The organism is Maritimibacter sp. HL-12 (genome assembly GCF_900177545.1).
Classification (GTDB): Bacteria; Pseudomonadota; Alphaproteobacteria; order Rhodobacterales; family Rhodobacteraceae; genus Sinisalibacter.
On record NZ_FXBQ01000001.1, the window covers coordinates 1,291,864 to 1,308,054 of the forward strand.

A 16,191-nucleotide genomic window follows, 5' to 3' on the forward strand; every position below is an offset into this window, starting at 1 on the left:
TCACAATCCCCGGGCGTCGAGCGCATCGAAGACAAGTGCCACCACCCGGTCGGTCGCCTCCGCGCCCGAGGTCGTCACCTCCCAGGCCGCCGATGCCATGTCGGCCACCTTGTCGGGCGCGAGCAGAAATTCCACCGCGCGCGAGAGGCTGGCGGTATCGCTCACCGTGCGTGCCGCGCCGCCTTCGCGCAGCCGGGTATAGCTCTCGCGCCATAGCCCCATGTGCGGGCCAAACAACACCGCCGAGCCGAGCGCCGCCGCCTCGTAAGGGTTGCGCGCGCCGAACTCGGGTTCGCCAAGCAGGGTGCCCCCGATCAGCGAGATCGGTGAAAGCCGATACCAGAGCCCCAGTTCGCCGGGCACATCGGCGATGAAGATTTCCACGTCCGGCTCGGGTTCATCCTCTGCCGACCGCAAACCGACCACCCAGCCGTCCGCCTCCAGACCGGCGGCAATCTCCGGTCCATTCTGGCCGGGTTCGGGGGCGAGAATCAACAACAGCCGATGTGCCCGCCGCATCGCCTGTTGATGCGCCGCGGTGATCATCGGCACTTCGCCCGGCGTCGCCCCCGCGGCGAACCAGACCGGCCGTGCGGCCAGCAATTCCGCGAGCAAGTCGCGCTCGGCCTGACTGCAGGGCAGCGGCGCGGCACCCTCCTGCAAAAATCCCGTCACCTCGATCCGCTTGGCCGCGACACCGAGCGCACGCAATCCCGCGTCGGCGCGCGCATCGCCCGCCAGAACATGGGCAAAGCGGCGCAATACCGCGCGGCGAAGCCCCGGCATCCAGCGCCAGCCGGGCCGCTCCGGCACCCGGGCATCGACCAGCAGCAGCGTAACGCCAGCCCGGTGCGCCGTCTCGATCAGAACCGGATCCAGTTGGTTGTCGGCCCAGATCGCCACGTCGGGCCGCCAGTGCGCCAGAAACCCCGCCGGCCCCGGCCCGATTCCATAGGGTGCCGATTGCAGCAAGACATCGCGTGGCAGCCGCGCCGCGAGCAGTTCGTCGGCGCCGTGCCGTGCCGTTGTGATCAGGACGGCGATTTCCTCGCGGTCGTCGCGCAACCGGTCGATCAGGTCGGGGATACCAAGCGCCTCGGTCTCGCTACCAACGTGGATCCAGACAAGCGGCCCCTCCGGGCGCGCGAGATCGGATGCGCCCAGACGCTCCGCGGCGCGGGCAGCATCTTCCCGCCCGGCTTTCATTTCCTGCCGAAGGCGCTTTTCCGCCCGCACCCGTCCGCGCGATTTCTGCGCGGCAAGGTAGAGCGAGAGCGCTAGCCCCGGTCCTCTGGTCATGACGCCTCCGCCGTGTCGGTCACGGTGACCGTAGTTCACCGCTGCGAAAGCGAAAAGCCCTCAGCCGAGCGGCTTGGCTTCGAAACCCGCGGCCTTGATCGCGGCGATGATCTCGCCCTCGTCGAGCACGGCGTCCACCGCGACTTCGCGCGCCGCCATGTCGAAGTCCAGCTCTGCGCCCGGATCGGCATCGAGCAGCGCGCCCTCGATCGACGCCTTGCAATGGCCGCAACTCATCTCGGGAACGGAAAATCGGCTCATGGTCACCTCCATTTTTTTCGAGGTAAGGTCGGCGCCCGGCCGCGGTCAACGGTCAAAGCGCAGGTGCCCCTTGACCTTCCAGTAACTGGAATGTCTAACTGTTGCGCGAAAACATCCATGGACCGCAGATGACCGATCTCACTCTCCAAGTCGAAGGCATGACCTGCGCAACCTGCGTCGGCAAGGTGGAACGTACACTCGACGATCTCCCGTTCGTGCAAGGTGCCAGCGTGAACCTTGCGGGCGAAAGCGCGCAGATGTCGGTCGAAGACCCGTCCGACCTTGCCCGCGCCGTCGAGGCACTGTCTCACGCCGGCTACCCTGTGGTAACCGACAGGCTGGAGGTCGCGGTCGACGGCCTGACCGACGCCGCCGCCGTCTCCAAGGTTGAACGCGCGCTCATTGGCCTGCCCGGCGTGGTGGAAGCCCATGTCAACCTCGCCACCGATACCGCGAGCGTGACCATCGCCTCCGGTGCGGTGAAGCCTTCCGCCGTGGCTGCCGCGATCACCGCCACCGGCTATCCGGCGAAGGTGCGCACCGCCTCCGGGCAGGACATGGCCCGGCGCAAGGCGCAGGAAATCACCCGTCTCGGCTGGCTGACGTTGCTCGCCGCCGCACTGACGCTGCCGGTCTTCATCGTCGAGATGGGCGGGCATCTGGTGCCTGCGTTTCATCACTGGGTTCATGACACGATCGGGATGCAAACGTCCCGCGTTCTGCAATTCCTGCTCACCGGGGCGGTGCTGATCGGCCCGGGCCAGCGGTTCTATACCAAGGGCATCCCGCAGCTCCTGCAAGGCTCGCCCGACATGAATTCGCTCGTCGCCATGGGCACCGCCGCGGCGTTTGTCTACTCCAGCCTCGCCACCTTCGCGCCGGGGCTGTTCCCCGAGGGCACCGCCAACGTCTATTTCGAGAGCGCGGCGGTGATCGTGGTGCTCATCCTGTTCGGGCGCTGGATGGAAGCGCGCGCCAAGGGCCGCACCGGCGAGGCGATCCGGGCGCTGATGCAGCTTCAGCCCAAGACCGCGCGAGTCGAGCGCGACGGCGCGACGGTGGAAATCGCCGCAGACGAGATCACGACCGGCGACATCGTCCTCGTGCGGCCCGGCGAGTCGGTCGCCACCGACGGGCGGGTGGTGTCCGGCGAGAGCTACGTTGACGAAAGCATGATCACCGGCGAGCCGGTGCCGGTGGAGAAGGCGCAAGGCGCGCAGGTCACCGGCGGCACCGTGAACACCACCGGCGCGCTCCGGGTGGAGGCCACCCGTGTCGGTGCCGATACCACGCTTGCGCAGATCATCCGCATGGTCGAGCAGGCGCAGGGCGCCAAGTTGCCGATCCAGTCGCTGGTCGATCGGGTCACGCGCTGGTTCGTGCCGGGGGTGATGGCGATTGCCGTGATCACCGTGCTGGCCTGGCTTGCCTTCGGCCCGGCACCGGCGCTGAGCTTCGCGCTGGTGGCCGGGGTTTCGGTGCTGGTCATCGCCTGCCCCTGTGCCATGGGTCTCGCCACGCCCACCTCGATCATGGTGGGCACCGGGCGCGGGGCCGAGCTTGGGGTGCTGTTTCGCAAGGGCGACGCGTTGCAGGTGATGGAAAGCGTAAAGGTGATCGCGCTCGACAAGACCGGCACACTCACCGAGGGCCGCCCGGAACTGACCGACCTCGTGACCGCCAAGGGAATGGACGACGCCGAGGTGCTCCGCCTCGTCGCGGCCGCCGAGGCGCAATCGGAACACCCGATTGCCTCCGCGATCCTGCGGGCCGCCGAGGCGCAGGGCCTCACCTTGCCGGAGGTCGCAAAATTCCGCGCCCTGCCGGGCTATGGCATCAAGACCGAGATCGAGGGCAAAACCGTGCTCGTGGGGGCCGAGCGGCTGATGGAACGCGAAAAGATCGCGCTTGAAACGCTGGCCGATACCGCCGCCGGGTTCGCCCGCGACGGCAAGACCCCGCTGTTCGCCGCCATCGACGGAAGCGCCGCCGCGGTGATCGCGGTGGAGGACCCGATCAAGCCGAGCACCCCCGCCGCGATTACGGCGCTGCACCGGATGGGGCTCACGGTCGCCATGATCACCGGCGACAACCGTGCCACCGCTGAGGCCATCGCGCGCCGCCTCGGGATCGACCATGTCACCGCCGAGGTGCTGCCGCGCGGCAAGGTCAAGGCGATCGAAGACCTGCGCGCGGCGCATGGTACCACCGCGTTCGTCGGCGACGGGATCAACGATGCCCCCGCGCTTGCCGGGGCCGACATCGGGCTGGCCATCGGTACCGGCACCGACGTGGCCATCGGCGCGGCCGACGTGGTGCTGGTGTCCGGCGAGTTGTCCGGCGTGGCCACGGCAATTCACCTCTCGCGTCAAACCATGCGCAACATCCGGCAAAACCTGTTCTGGGCTTTCGGCTACAACGTGTTGCTGATCCCGGTCGCCGCCGGTCTGATCTACCCCGCCACCGGGCTGCTGCTCTCGCCGATGCTCGCCGCCTTCGCCATGGCGATGTCGTCGGTCTTCGTGCTGACCAATGCGCTCCGGTTGCGCTTCGTGGAGGTGCCGTCATGAACATCGGCGAAGCCGCAGAGGCCGCGGGCCTGCCGGCGAAAACCATCCGCTATTACGAGGAAATCGGGCTGATCACGCCGGGCCGCACCGCCAATGGCTACCGCGCGTTCAGTGCCCGCGACGTGCACAACCTCGCCTTCCTCGCCCGCGCCCGTGCGCTCGGATTTTCCATCGAGGATTGCCGCGCGCTGCTGGCGCTCTACGAAGACACCTCGCGCGCCAGTGCCGATGTGAAACGGATCGCCCAGCGCCATCTCGACGAGATCGAGGAGAAGATCCTCCAGTTGCGCGAGATGCGCGACACGCTCGCCCGCCTCGTGGAAGCCTGCCGGGGCAACCACCGGCCGGATTGCCCGATCCTCGCCAGCATGAGCGGTGCCAAGGCCGAGGCCTAGACCGACGAGAAACAACCGATGGCATTGCCGTGCACGTCGATGTCGACCGGGCCGAACCGGCTTTCCACGGCAAGCGAGAACGCGTCGAGCCAGGGCAGCCAGAGCACCCTGTAGCACCCGTTGGTTCGGGTGACGGCCCAGGCCCAGTCGGTGACCCCGCCGGCGAGGTGGACCTCGATCAGCTGCGGCTCGATCAGCGCCGCCTCGAAATCGGCGAGGATCGCCCGGTTCCACGCGCCGATGCCATGGCCGTGGCTGTCGGGATCGAACCCGTCGATCTCGGCGGCAAGCCGCGCCTTGATGTGCTGGATTTCGCGCATATCGGATCGTCACCCCCCGCGGTCGTGGCAGAAAGCTAGGTGGCACCTTGGCCACGGTCAAGCCGGCCGGAACGCCTTCCCCCTTTCAAGAAGGCCGGCAATGTATACAATCAAGTGTATACATCTGGAGGAAACATGCCGGACTCAAAGGGCAGCACCCATACCAAGCGCGCGACCTATGAACTGCGCCACCGGATCATTGAAGGCCAGCTTGCGGGCGGCACGCGGCTCTACGAAGTTGCGCTTGCGGAAGAGCTGGAAATATCGCGCACGCCGGTGCGGGAAGCGATGTCGCGGCTCGCGGAGGAAGGCCTTCTCGAACGCGCGAGCGGTGGCGGCTTCGTGGTGCGCTCGTTCACCTACCGCGACGTGATCGACGCCATCGAACTGCGCGGCGTGCTTGAGGGCACCGCCGCCCGGCTTGCCGCCGAGCGAGGCGCTGACGCGAATAAAATCAAGAAGATAAAGTCAATCGTCACCGAGATTGACGGCTGTTTCGGTGCCATCGACGCGCCCGCCGATTTCGACCGCTACAGCGAGTTGAACGCCAGGTTCCACGACGCGCTCGCGCAACTTTGCGACAGCGCCATCATCCTGCGTGAACTGGAGCGGGTGAAATCCCTGCCTTTCGCCTCGCCCTCAGCCTTTGTGCTCGGGCGTCGGCAGACCCTGGCCGCGCACAGGGGGCTGGTGATTGCCCAGATGCAGCACCGCGCGCTGGTGGAGGCGATCGAATTGCGTGAAGGCGCGCGGGCCGAGGCGCTGGCGCGCGAACACGCGCGAATCGCCCGGCACAACCTGGAGACCAGCCAGAAAGAAGAGAACAACGACTTCACCCTGCCCGGAATGTCGCTTGTCATCGACTGAAGCCCCCATTTGCATACATTTTTTCGCGGAATCCGACGATCCCATCATTCGCTCTTGAAAAACGAGATGGAAATCAGGATGATTGTATACATTCGAACCCATGGGAGGAAAGCATGGCAACCAGCCTAGAAGACATCATCCAGGGCTCCGGCAACATCGTTGAGGTTCTTCGCAACTCGAAGATCGGGATGTATGTCTACCCTGTCGTCGCACCTGAATTCACCAACTGGCGGTCGGAGCAGGCCGCGTGGCGCAATTCGGTCGTGCTCTATGACCAGTCGCACCACATGGACGAAGTCACCGTCGAAGGCCCCGATGCGGAAGCCTTCCTGTCCCATGTCGGGATCAACGATTTCTCCAACTTCTCGCTCAACCGCGCCAAGCACTTCGTGCCGGTGACGCCCGCCGGCCACGTGATCGGCGACCACATCATCTTCCGCCTCGCGCAGGACAAGTTTCTGACCGTCGGCCGCGCGCCAACCTCGAACTGGATCATGTTCCAGGCCGCGATCGGCAAGTGGAACGTCAAGGTCAGCCACGATCCGCGCTCGGATTCGCGCCCCGATGGCAAGGCGATCTACCGCACCCATTACCGCTTCCAGATCCAGGGCCCCGATGCCGACAAGATCTTCGAGAAGATCAACGGCGGCCCGGTGCCGGAGGTGAAATTCTTCCACGTCGAAACCATCAACATCGGCACCCGCCGTGTGCAGGCGCTGCGTCACGGCATGGCCGGCGCGCCGGGCCTCGAAATCTGGGGGCCCTACGCCGATAAAACCTACATCCAGTCGACCATCGAGCAAGCCGCCCGCGACGTCGGCGTCAATCTCCACAAGGTCGGGGCCCGCGCCTATTCGACCAACACGGTTGAATCCGGCTGGATCCCCTCGCCGCTCCCCGGCATCTACACCGGCGACGGCATGATGCAAGACTACCGCCAGTGGCTGAAGGAAGACAGCTACGAGGCCGCCGGGTCGATCGGGGGCAGCTTCGTGTCGGACAACATCGAAGACTACTACACCAACCCGTTCGAACTGGGCTACGGCTTCTACATCGGCTGGAAGAAGGACGACTTCATCGGCAAGGACGCCCTCGCCAGCCTGAAGGGTGCCAACAACCGCAAGAAGGTCACCTTCGAGTGGAACGCCGACGACGTGATGAAGGTCATCGAAAGCTCTTTCCGCCCCGGCGAAGAGAACTACAAGTGGATCGACTTCCCGCAGCCGAACTACGCGTCCTCCACCGCCGACATGGTGATGCAGGGCGACAAGATGGTCGGCATGTCGATGTTCAACGGCTACTCGTTCAACGAGCGCTGCCTGCTCTCGCTCGGCGTTGTCGATGCCAGCGTCGAAGAGGGCGACGTGCTTGAAATGGTCTGGGGCGAGCCCGATGGCGGGTCGGCCAAGACCAGCGTCGAACCGCACAAGCAGACCACGATCCGGGTGCGCGTCTCGCCGACGCCCTACTCGACGGAAGCCCGCACCAGCTACGCCGATAGCTGGCGCACCAAAGGCAGCTGACGACACCAAACTTGAATGCGGCGGGGCGAGGGAGCCCGCCGCATTCGCCTGAAGCCACGGGCTTACGGCACTGGCTCGACGCGCCGCCGGTGCCTGGCTTTCATAGCCTCAGCTTATCCAACAGGGCGCGAATGTGATTTGACCGGTTCGGGCGGCGCACTAGGGTCAAACCTTGTTCCGCGCGGCCCAACAAGGGCCGGTGCGATTCAATATCGGGAGGAATACCTATGATCAATGCACGCTACCTTCGCACGGCCGCTACCGCCGTTGCGCTCGCCGCCGCCGCCGCACTGCCGGCCGGGGCCGAAACCCTCAAGTTCGCGCACTGGGTACCGCCCGCGCACACGCTCACCAATTCGACGATCGAGCCGCTGCAGGCAGCGGTGGCCGATGCCGGGATCGAAATCGAGGTCTACCCCGGTGGCGAGCTGGGCGCAGGCCCGCTTGAGCAATATGTCCGCGTCGTTCAGGGCGTGGCCGATATCGTCTGGGGTCTGCAGGGCTACACCTCGTCGCAATTCCAGAAAACCATGGTCTCTGAGCTTCCCGGCGCGCTGCCCGAAGGCATGACCGGCTATGACGCGATCTGGAACGCCTACGACGCCGGCCTGCTCTCCAACGAGTTCCCCGGCACCAAGCCGCTCGCGCTCTGGCTCTCCGAGCCGAACGTCTTCATCATGAAAGACATCGACGTGCGCGCGCCCGAAGACCTTCAGGGCCTGAAGATCCGGGTGTCGGGTTCTGCCGCCGCCGCAGCGGTCGAATCGCTGGGCGCAACCGCGGTGCAGATGCCAGCCGGCGAGATCTACAACTCGCTGCAAACCGGCCTGATCGACGGCGTGATCACCGGCGCCTCGGCGATCGGCGACTTCAAGCTCGACGAAGTGGCCAACAGCTACACCCTCAACGCGCCGCTCGGGCACATCTCGTTCTATGTCGCGATGAACCAGGCGAAATACGACAGCATGACGGAAGACCAGCGCGCCGCGATCGACGCCATTGCCGGTCGGCCGCTTTCCAAGTCGGCCGAAGACGGCTGGAACGCCCGCGCCCTTCAGGTGATCGAGGAGATCAGCGCCGACTCCGGCAACACCGTCTACACCCTGACCGACGAAGAGCGTGAAGCCTTCGCCGCACTCACCCACCCGGTGATGGAACAGGTTGTCTCGGACGGCGGCCACGAGGACGTGCTCGCCGTGATGCGGGGCGAGTAAGCCTTGCTTCGCTGGCTCAACAAAGGGGCAGACGGGCTTATCAGCCTGTCTGCCCTTGTCGGCACCCTCGGCCTTCTGGTCGAGGTTGTCGTGATTCTGACCGACGTGGTCGGCCGGTACTTCGGCAAGCCGCTCAGCGGCGCGCAGGATATCACCCAGATGGCGATGGTGATCGTGGTCTTCGGCGGCATGGCGCTGTGCGACAAGATCGGGGGCCACATCTCGGTCGATATATTTGAGACTTCCATGCCGAACTGGATGATCCGCGCGGGCGATATCGTGTCAGCCCTGCTCGGCGCGTTGATCTTCTTCGGCATCGCCTGGACCACCTGGGCTTCCATCGCGCAGATGCGCGGCTTCGGCATCATTCTCTCGACCAACATCATCGGCCTGCCCTTCGATTGGTTCAAAGGTGCGATCATCGTGATGTCGGTCATCACCGGGATCGGCATGAGCCTGCGTGCCATTGCCCTGATCCTCGGCCTCAAACCTGTCAGGAAGACCGCATGAGCCCCGAAACTATCGGCCTCCTCGGGATGGCCATCCTCTTCGTGCTGCTCGGCCTGCGCGTGCCCGTCGCCTTCGCCATGTTCGGCGTCGGCTTTGTCGGCAACTGGTATCTCAGCAGTCCGCAGGCGGCGATGAGCCAGCTTGCTTCGGATGCCTTTTCGCTCGCTTCCAGCGCCGAGCTCGTGGTTGTGCCGCTGTTCATTCTGATGGGCAACGTGGCCACCGAAACCGGCATGAGCCGCAAGCTCTACGATGCGGCCTATGCCACCATCGGCTCGATCCGCGGCGGGCTGGCCTCGGCCACCGTCGTCGCCTGCGGCGGCTTTGCCGCGCTCTCGGGCTCCTCGGTGGCCTCGGCGCTCACCATCGGCCGGGTCTCGCTCGGCGAGATGGACCGGTTCAATTACGACAACCGCCTCTCCACCGGGGTTGTCGCGGCCGGGGGTACGCTGGGCATCCTCATTCCGCCCTCTACCGGCTTCGTGATCTATGCGCTGCTGACCCAGGAAAGCATCGGCCGGCTGTTCCTCGCCGGGGTGCTGCCCGGCCTGCTGCTGCTGAGCATGTTCATCGCGACAATCATGATCGTGACGTGGTTCAAGCCCGCCTACGGACCGGCCGGGCCGGGAACTTCGGGCAGCGAGAAGCTGCGCGCCCTGGGCGGTGCCACGCCGATCCTCGTGGTGATCTTCCTCACCATCGGCGGCATCTATGGCGGCATCTTCTCGCCGGTCGAGGCCGCCGCCGTCGGGGCCGGGCTGGTAATCCTGTTCGGTGCCGTTTCGCGCCAGCTCTCATTCGAGAAGCTCTGGAAAGCCGCAAAGGATTCGGTCGTCACCACCGCGACGGTGATGCTGATCCTGATCGCCGCCTACATGATCAAGACGTTCCTCGCGCTCAGCCACATCCCCCAGATGCTCGGTGTCTATCTCGAAGGTCTCGCGATCCCGGTGCTCGGGGTGCTGGCGATCATGCTGGCGATGTATCTCATCCTCGGGCTGTTCCTCGAAGGCTTCGCGATGATGGTGCTGTCGATGCCGATCTTCTTCCCGGTGGTCCAGCAACTCGGGATCGACCCGATCTGGTTTGGCGTTCTCGTGGTGCTCACGCTGGAAATGGGCCTGATTTCGCCGCCCGTGGGGCTGAACGTGTTCATCGTGAAATCGGTCGCGCCTCAGGTGCCGCTCGCGCGGATCTTCTGGGGTGTGGTGCCGTTCTGGATCGCCATGCTGATCACGCTGATCATCCTCGTGCTGTTTCCGCAGATCGCGCTGTACCTGCCCAACACCATGATCGGGTGACGCGATGACCAACCTGCTCATCCCCGGCCTTCTCTGCGACGCCTTCACCTGGGCGCCGTTGCTTGCCCGGATCGAGGCAGAGGTGGCCGACCTCACGACGCAGGACAGCATCGGCCAGATGGCCCGCGATTGCCTTGACCGGCATCCGGGCAAGCTGCGTGTCGCTGGTCACTCGATGGGTGCGCGGGTCGCGATGGAACTGGCCCGGATCGCACCGTACCGTGTCGAACGGCTGGCGCTGCTGGATACCGGCATTCACGCGCTCAAGCAGGGCGAGCGCGAGAAACGCGACGAGATCGTGCGCTTTGCTTACGAGAACGGGATGGAAGCGCTCGCCGCCCGCTGGCTGCCGCCGATGGTGCATGAGCCAAACCAGACCCCCGAATTGATGCAGGGCCTCACCGACATGGTGCTGCGCCGCGATCCCGATCTGCACGCGCGCCAGATCAAGGCGCTGGTGGATCGTCCCGATGCCGCGAGCTACCTGCCGGAGATCGCCTGTCCCACGCTGCTCATCGTCGGGCGGCAGGACCAGTGGAGCCCGCTGGCCCAGCACGAAGAGATGCGGACGCTACTTCCCGACGCGCGGCTGGAGATCGTCGAGAACGCCGGTCATTTCGCCCCGGTCGAACAACCCGAAACCGTCGCCCGGCTCGTGGCCGAGTTCTTCGAGGGCTAGGCGATGTTCTTCCTGATGGAATGCCGCCATCACCCGGGAAAGGACGCCGAGCGCGATCGCTTGCGCTCCGCGCATCGCGACTGGGTGCGCACGGGCGGCAACGGCCTCGCCTCGGTGCTCGTCGGCTCGGCACTTTGGGACGCGGCCGGGCAGGCTGTCGGGCATTGGGGCATACTCGAAGCCGACACTTTGCAGACCGCCCACGCCTTCGCCGAGGGCGACCCCTTCGCCGCCGAGGGCGTGGTGGATGAAACCCGCCTCACCCGGCTCGCCGACACCTTCCAGGCCCACCGAATCGCAGAGCGTTTGACTCAGCCATGACCCGCGCGTGCCCATATCCGCCCCTAGGCCGGATCGGGCTGCCCGACCCGGCGTTTCAGGAGCGCCTCGAACGCCGAGACGGCCAGGCTCGGCGCTTCGCCGATGTTGCGTGTGATGCCGATTGGAACACCGGCTTCCGGCAGGTCGATATCGACCCGGCGCAACTCGGGGCGCAGATTTCCCAAACCGACATCGGAATAGCACAGCAGGGCCACGGAATCGTTGCCCACCACCACCTGTTCGGCATTGGAGAAAGACAGGATCTCGCAGGATTGCGGCACAGGCGCGGGGGTGATCCCCGCGAAGAGCCACTCGAAATACCGCCGGATCGGCGTGCCATGCGGGGCAACCATCCACCTGAGCCCTGCCAGAACCGCGAGATCCACCGGCGCGGCATGGCAGGGGTGATCTCGGCGTGCGACAGCGGTGATCGTCTCATTGTAGAGGTATTCCTCCGAAAACCCCTCGGGCGGTGGAGCGCGAAGGATGCCGACGATGAGGTCGATCTCGCGGCGCTTCAGTGCCTCGCAAAGCGAGGTATAGCTGCCCGGCACGGCAACAAGCCGCAGGTTCGGGTTCGTCCGGCTGATTTCCCCGAATGTCTCCATCACGAAGTTCTGGCCGGAAAACGGCAGCATTCCCACGGCGATCCGTCCCGCGAGCCCCGAGGATTCGCGTTTGAGCATGTCGGCGATCTGATCAAGGTCGGCACCGATACGGGCCCAGAGCGCCGCAAGCGCGCGGCCTGTCTCGGTTGGCCGGAGCCCGCCCTTGCAGCGGGCAAAAAGTGCCGGCCCGACATAGGCGCTCACATCCCGCAGGGCTTGGCTCACGGCGGGTTGCTGCACGCCCATTTCCCGAGCCGCGGCGGTGGCACTTCCGGTGTGCACAACAGCCGCCACCGCCTCAAGGTGACGCCACCGCGCAAAGGTGGCAAACCGCGCGCGGCCGGCGGGTGTGCCAAGGTCCACCCGCTCGAAGCGATGCAGATCGTCCATGATCCGGGTGCACTGGCCAAGCACGATCTCGCCCTCCGCTGTCGGTTCGGTGCCGGACCAGCCGCGCTGGAACAAGGTGACCCCCAGCCGCGCCTCGGCCCCACGCAGGGCGCGGGAAAGCGACGACTGGCTGGTATTCAGGACGTCGGCCGCGTCGCGCAGGGTGCGGGCGTCGGAAAGCGCCCGGATCGTGCGTACCATTTGTGCCGAAAGACGGGTTCTCTGGCTGACCATTCGAGCATTATAAGCAAACCGAAAGGCAATATTCAAACACGGCATGAGCCACGCCCGGTCGTTCCCGGTATCCATGGCCCCAACCAAGGCAGATGGAGGACATGAACCCGATGTGCGCAAAAACCCTCGAAGACCGCATCAACGAGCACGGCAACCCCGCAAAGATGCTCTATCACAGCCAGATGGGGCGCTATGCCTTCCCGGTCCCTTCGGAATTCACCCACTGGATGGAAGAAATGCGGGCCTGGCGCGAAACCGCCGCGCTGATGGACCAGTCGTTCCACATGACCGACCTTTACGTGAAGGGCCCCGACACAATCAAACTGCTCTCCGATCTGGCGGTGAACAGCTTTGCCGGATTCGGACGCAACAAGGCCAAGCAGCTCGTCTGCGTGAGCCACAAAGGTTACGTGATCGGCGATGCCATCGTCTTTGGGCTGGAAGATGACGAAGTGAATATCGTCGGCCGCCCGATCCTGCCGAACTGGGTGCAGTTCTTCGCCGAAACCGGCGGCTATGACGTGGAGGTGGTGCGCGACCAGCGGTCGCTCGACGACCCCGACAAGCCGCGCCTGACCTACCGCTACGAGGTGCAGGGGCCGAAGGCGCTCGATATCCTGAACATGGTCAACGAGGGCGGGCCGCTCACCACCAAGTTCTTCAACATGGGGCGGATCACCATCGCCGGTTGCGAGGCGCGCACGCTCAGCCACGGCATGGGCGGCCAGCAGGGGCTGGAGATCTGGGGGCCGGTGGAAGACGGACCGAAGGTGAAGGCCGCGCTTCTCGAAGCCGGGGCCGAGTTTGGCATGCGGCAGGTGGGCGCGCGTGCCTATGCGGCGGCGGCCGCCGAATCGGGCTGGGTGCCTTCGCCCCTCCCCGCGATCTACGCCGGTGCCTTCATGGAACCCTACCGCAAATGGCTCGGGGCCAATTCCTTCGAGGCGCTGGCCTCGCTCGGCGGCAGCTTCGTGTCCGACAACATCGAGGATTATTACCTCACGCCGTGGGATCTCGATTATGGCCGGGTGGTGAAGTTCGACCACGATTTCATCGGCCGCGACGCGCTGGAGAAGATGGCCGCCGGGCCGCACCGCCAGAAGGTCACGCTGGTGTGGAAGGCCGAAGACGTCGCCGCGGCCTATGCCGGTTTGATGGATCACGACGGGCTTGCGCCCAAGCACATGGAAATGCCCGCCGCGCATTATGCCGCGCATCCCTACGACAAGGTGACGAAGGATGGCCGTTTCGTCGGCCTCTCCATCGCCCCGGCCTATTCACCGGGTGAGCGGGCATGGATCAGCCTCGCGATCCTTGACGCAGACGTGGCGGAAACCGGCACAGAAGTGACGGTTACGTGGGGCGAACCTGACGGCGGAAGCGATAAACCGACTGTCGAACGCCACCGCCAGGTGGAGATCCGGGCCGAGGTGCATCCGTGGCCAATTCACGAGGCCGCGCGCCTCGGTTATCGAAGCCAGACCTGAGGAGGAGAATATGGCCGTGGTGAACATTCTCAACGTGCAAAGCCCGTTGAAAGCCTTCCTCGAAGGCACTTCCCTGGAGGTCATGCCGCGCACGGCGGCGAAGATCTCTGATTTCAAGCCGCTGCTCGCTCCGGGCAGCCGGGTCTACATCGCGCATATCGAAGGCACCCCGATCGAGGACATGGTGGCGACCGCCAAGCGCCTGTCGGCCGATGGTTTTGCCGTGATGCCGCATTTCCCGGCCCGGATCATCGCCGACGAGGCGGTTCTGGAAGACTGGATCAAGCGCTATGCCGGTGAGGCGGGGGTGGCCGAGGCACTGGTTCTGGCCGGTGGCGTGGCCAAGCCCGTGGGCAGGTTCGACAGTTCGATCCAACTGCTCGACACCGGGCTTTTCGAGAAACACGGGTTCAAGCGCCTGCACGTCGCCGGTCACCCCGAGGGCAACGCCGATATCGACCCGGACGGCTCGACCACCAGGGTGGACGATGCGATCATGTGGAAGCAGGCCTACGCCGAGAAGACCGGTACCAAGATGGCGCTGGCCACCCAGTTCGTGTTCGACGCCAAGCCCATGATCGCCTGGGCCGACCGCCTCGCCGCGCGCGGGGTCACGATGCCGATTCACGCCGGCGTTGCCGGCCCGGCCAAGCTGCAAACCCTGATCAAGTATGCCATTGCCTGCGGCGTCGGCCCCTCGCTGGGCGTGCTCCAGAAACGCGCAAAAGACCTAACCAAGCTGCTCAAGCCGTTCGAGCCCACCGAGGTGCTCACCGCGCTGGCCGAACACAAGGTGGCCAACCCCGACAGCCTGATCGCCCAGGCGCATGTCTTCCCGCTGGGGGGGATTCAGGCCAGCGCCGACTGGATCTCCGGCGCGACCCGCTGACACCATGCGACCGCCAGCCGAGCGCTTGACCGGGCTTTTCCAGATCCCGGTCAAGCGCCGCTGGAGGTCATCAGGCAACGGAACAACAGGTTGTTCCGATTGCCGTTTGTTCCAAGAATAAACCAGACCCGGTTGGTGGTTCCACCAATCCTACGGAATTGCGCCCGCCTGAAGATCTCGAATCAGCAAGCGCAACGGCGCGATCGACTGCAGGGTGCGGTTCAGTGACGAAAGCGGCTGCTCCGGCACGAAGATGATGTCATTCGGCCGCAATTCCATGGCTGCGGCCACAACGATCCGCGTCGGATCGGTCGCATCCAGTTTGAACGCCTCGACAGGATTGCTCCCCCGCAACAGATAGACTTCCGATCTCTGCGCCGAGGGGCTGGCAAGAACGCCGCCCGGGGTGAACAGGATATCGGCCATCGTCTCGCGCTTTTCAGGCGAGATCGGGATCGTCACCGGTGCCACCGCGCCAAGCACGAAGACCTGTCCGGGCTTGTATCCCATCGCCTCGATCACGACCTGATCCTGGTCGCGCAGGTAGATGTCGCGCGCGCCCGGTCTCAGCAACTCTTCGGAGGTGATCCGGTATTCGCGACCGTCCCGTTGAATTCGGATGACCACGACCGATCTCCCGTCGATCCCCTCCCCGGTTGATATCACCAGTTCTTTCAGCGTCAGGCCCTGATCGGTGAGCGGCACAACACTGCTGCCCCCGACATTTGACGCAACGAAGACCTTCTGCGAGTTGAAACCGGTGATCTCCAGTTGGAATTTCGGGGCGATACCGTTTCGGATCAGGATGTTGCGGACAAGATCGCGGGCTTCGTTGAGGGTCTTCCCGCCAATATCGAGCTTGCCGAGCCCGAGCAGCAAAACGGAGCCGTCCGACCCCACGCGCCCAACGCTGGTAATCACCTGGTCGGCCTTCTGACCCGACGAAGTACCGTTACCGGAGGTGATCATCTCGTTGATCGTCGAAACCCCGCCTTCGGCAAACTGCGCGAAGGTGAGTTGATCGCCAATGCCCAGACGATAGGTTTCCGGCCCAAGTTCCGGCGGCAGGTTGCCCCGCGTTACGGAACCCTCGGAGATCACACCGGCCGCAGCGCCAATTCCGCTCCGCATCACCTGGCGCGGGTAATTCGTCGTTTGAAGGTCGCGGGCCATCGCGAGCGTGAGCGGCTTGACGACAACCTCGAAGTCTTCCTGTTCCGTCGTCGTGTCCTCTGCAACGGTCTTCAGCGTCGGAGACTGGAGAACCTCCGAACACGAGGCGAGCGCAAGAACGGCTATGAGGGCGAGGAGATGTTTCAATGG

16 protein-coding genes are annotated in these 16,191 nt (G+C 65.0%); 11 read left to right on the forward strand and 5 right to left on the reverse strand.

Features of this window, described 5'->3' with window-relative positions:
* Together B9Y97_RS06440 and B9Y97_RS06445 are read right to left on the reverse strand one after the other, a co-directional pair.
* Entirely contained in the window at window positions 1–1,299 is a 1,299-nt protein-coding gene (locus B9Y97_RS06440) for a 3-deoxy-D-manno-octulosonic acid transferase (protein WP_085525969.1), read from the reverse strand.
* A gap of 60 nt (window positions 1,300–1,359) precedes the next feature.
* Entirely contained in the window at window positions 1,360–1,560 is a 201-nt protein-coding gene (locus B9Y97_RS06445) for a heavy-metal-associated domain-containing protein (RefSeq protein WP_085528138.1), read from the reverse strand.
* A gap of 128 nt (window positions 1,561–1,688) precedes the next feature.
* On the opposite strand from B9Y97_RS06445, the gene B9Y97_RS06450 reads away from it, so the two are divergent.
* Window positions 1,689–4,130 (forward strand): heavy metal translocating P-type ATPase, encoded by a 2,442-nt coding sequence (locus B9Y97_RS06450; RefSeq protein ID WP_085528139.1) that lies wholly within the window; start codon window positions 1,689–1,691, stop codon window positions 4,128–4,130.
* Window positions 4,127–4,525 carry a Cu(I)-responsive transcriptional regulator gene (cueR, locus tag B9Y97_RS06455; protein WP_085525970.1) on the forward strand — a complete coding sequence of 133 codons (399 nt, stop codon included), beginning with the start codon at window positions 4,127–4,129 and terminating at the stop codon, window positions 4,523–4,525. Before B9Y97_RS06450 ends, cueR begins: the two co-directional genes overlap by 4 nt.
* On the opposite strand, the gene B9Y97_RS06460 is transcribed toward cueR, so the two are convergent.
* Window positions 4,522–4,845: a P-loop NTPase family protein gene (locus B9Y97_RS06460; RefSeq protein ID WP_085525971.1), complete on the reverse strand. Its 324-nt coding sequence runs from the start codon at window positions 4,843–4,845 to the stop codon at window positions 4,522–4,524. The genes cueR and B9Y97_RS06460 overlap by 4 nt on opposite strands.
* 135 nt (window positions 4,846–4,980) lie before the next feature.
* Here B9Y97_RS06460 and B9Y97_RS06465 point away from each other — a divergent pair, with 135 nt between their 5' ends.
* The 7 genes from B9Y97_RS06465 (at window position 4,981) to B9Y97_RS06495 (ending at window position 11,260) form a co-directional block, all read left to right on the forward strand.
* Window positions 4,981–5,712 (forward strand): GntR family transcriptional regulator, encoded by a 732-nt coding sequence (locus B9Y97_RS06465; protein ID WP_085525972.1) that lies wholly within the window; start codon window positions 4,981–4,983, stop codon window positions 5,710–5,712.
* 113 nt (window positions 5,713–5,825) lie between these two features.
* On the forward strand, window positions 5,826–7,235 hold the full coding sequence (locus tag B9Y97_RS06470) for a vanillate/3-O-methylgallate O-demethylase (RefSeq protein WP_085525973.1): 1,410 nt from the start codon (window positions 5,826–5,828) through the stop codon (window positions 7,233–7,235).
* Between the two features lie 227 nt (window positions 7,236–7,462).
* Entirely contained in the window at window positions 7,463–8,449 is a 987-nt protein-coding gene (locus tag B9Y97_RS06475; RefSeq protein WP_085525974.1) for a TRAP transporter substrate-binding protein, read from the forward strand.
* A 3-nt stretch (window positions 8,450–8,452) separates the two neighbouring features.
* Entirely contained in the window at window positions 8,453–8,959 is a 507-nt protein-coding gene (locus tag B9Y97_RS06480) for a TRAP transporter small permease (protein ID WP_085525975.1), read from the forward strand.
* Window positions 8,956–10,260 (forward strand): TRAP transporter large permease, encoded by a 1,305-nt coding sequence (locus tag B9Y97_RS06485; RefSeq protein ID WP_085525976.1) that lies wholly within the window; start codon window positions 8,956–8,958, stop codon window positions 10,258–10,260. Before B9Y97_RS06480 ends, B9Y97_RS06485 begins: the two co-directional genes overlap by 4 nt.
* A gap of 4 nt (window positions 10,261–10,264) precedes the next feature.
* Entirely contained in the window at window positions 10,265–10,939 is a 675-nt protein-coding gene (locus B9Y97_RS06490) for an alpha/beta fold hydrolase (RefSeq protein WP_085525977.1), read from the forward strand.
* Between the two features lie 3 nt (window positions 10,940–10,942).
* Complete coding sequence (locus B9Y97_RS06495; protein WP_085525978.1) at window positions 10,943–11,260, forward strand: YciI family protein; 318 nt, start codon at window positions 10,943–10,945, stop codon at window positions 11,258–11,260.
* Window positions 11,261–11,283: 23 nt separating this feature from the next.
* Here the strand turns inward: B9Y97_RS06495 and B9Y97_RS06500 are convergent, their stop codons facing one another.
* Window positions 11,284–12,492 carry a LysR family transcriptional regulator gene (locus B9Y97_RS06500; protein ID WP_176224315.1) on the reverse strand — a complete coding sequence of 403 codons (1,209 nt, stop codon included), beginning with the start codon at window positions 12,490–12,492 and terminating at the stop codon, window positions 11,284–11,286.
* A gap of 110 nt (window positions 12,493–12,602) precedes the next feature.
* On the opposite strand from B9Y97_RS06500, the gene B9Y97_RS06505 reads away from it, so the two are divergent.
* Together B9Y97_RS06505 and B9Y97_RS06510 are read left to right on the forward strand one after the other, a co-directional pair.
* Complete coding sequence (locus B9Y97_RS06505) at window positions 12,603–13,979, forward strand: aminomethyltransferase family protein (protein ID WP_085528140.1); 1,377 nt, start codon at window positions 12,603–12,605, stop codon at window positions 13,977–13,979.
* A gap of 10 nt (window positions 13,980–13,989) precedes the next feature.
* On the forward strand, window positions 13,990–14,868 hold the full coding sequence (locus tag B9Y97_RS06510) for a methylenetetrahydrofolate reductase (RefSeq protein WP_085525980.1): 879 nt from the start codon (window positions 13,990–13,992) through the stop codon (window positions 14,866–14,868).
* A 150-nt stretch (window positions 14,869–15,018) separates the two neighbouring features.
* Here B9Y97_RS06510 and B9Y97_RS06515 read toward each other — a convergent pair whose 3' ends face one another.
* Complete coding sequence (locus B9Y97_RS06515; protein ID WP_085525981.1) at window positions 15,019–16,188, reverse strand: polysaccharide biosynthesis/export family protein; 1,170 nt, start codon at window positions 16,186–16,188, stop codon at window positions 15,019–15,021.
* Between the last annotated feature and the right edge of the window lie 3 nt (window positions 16,189–16,191).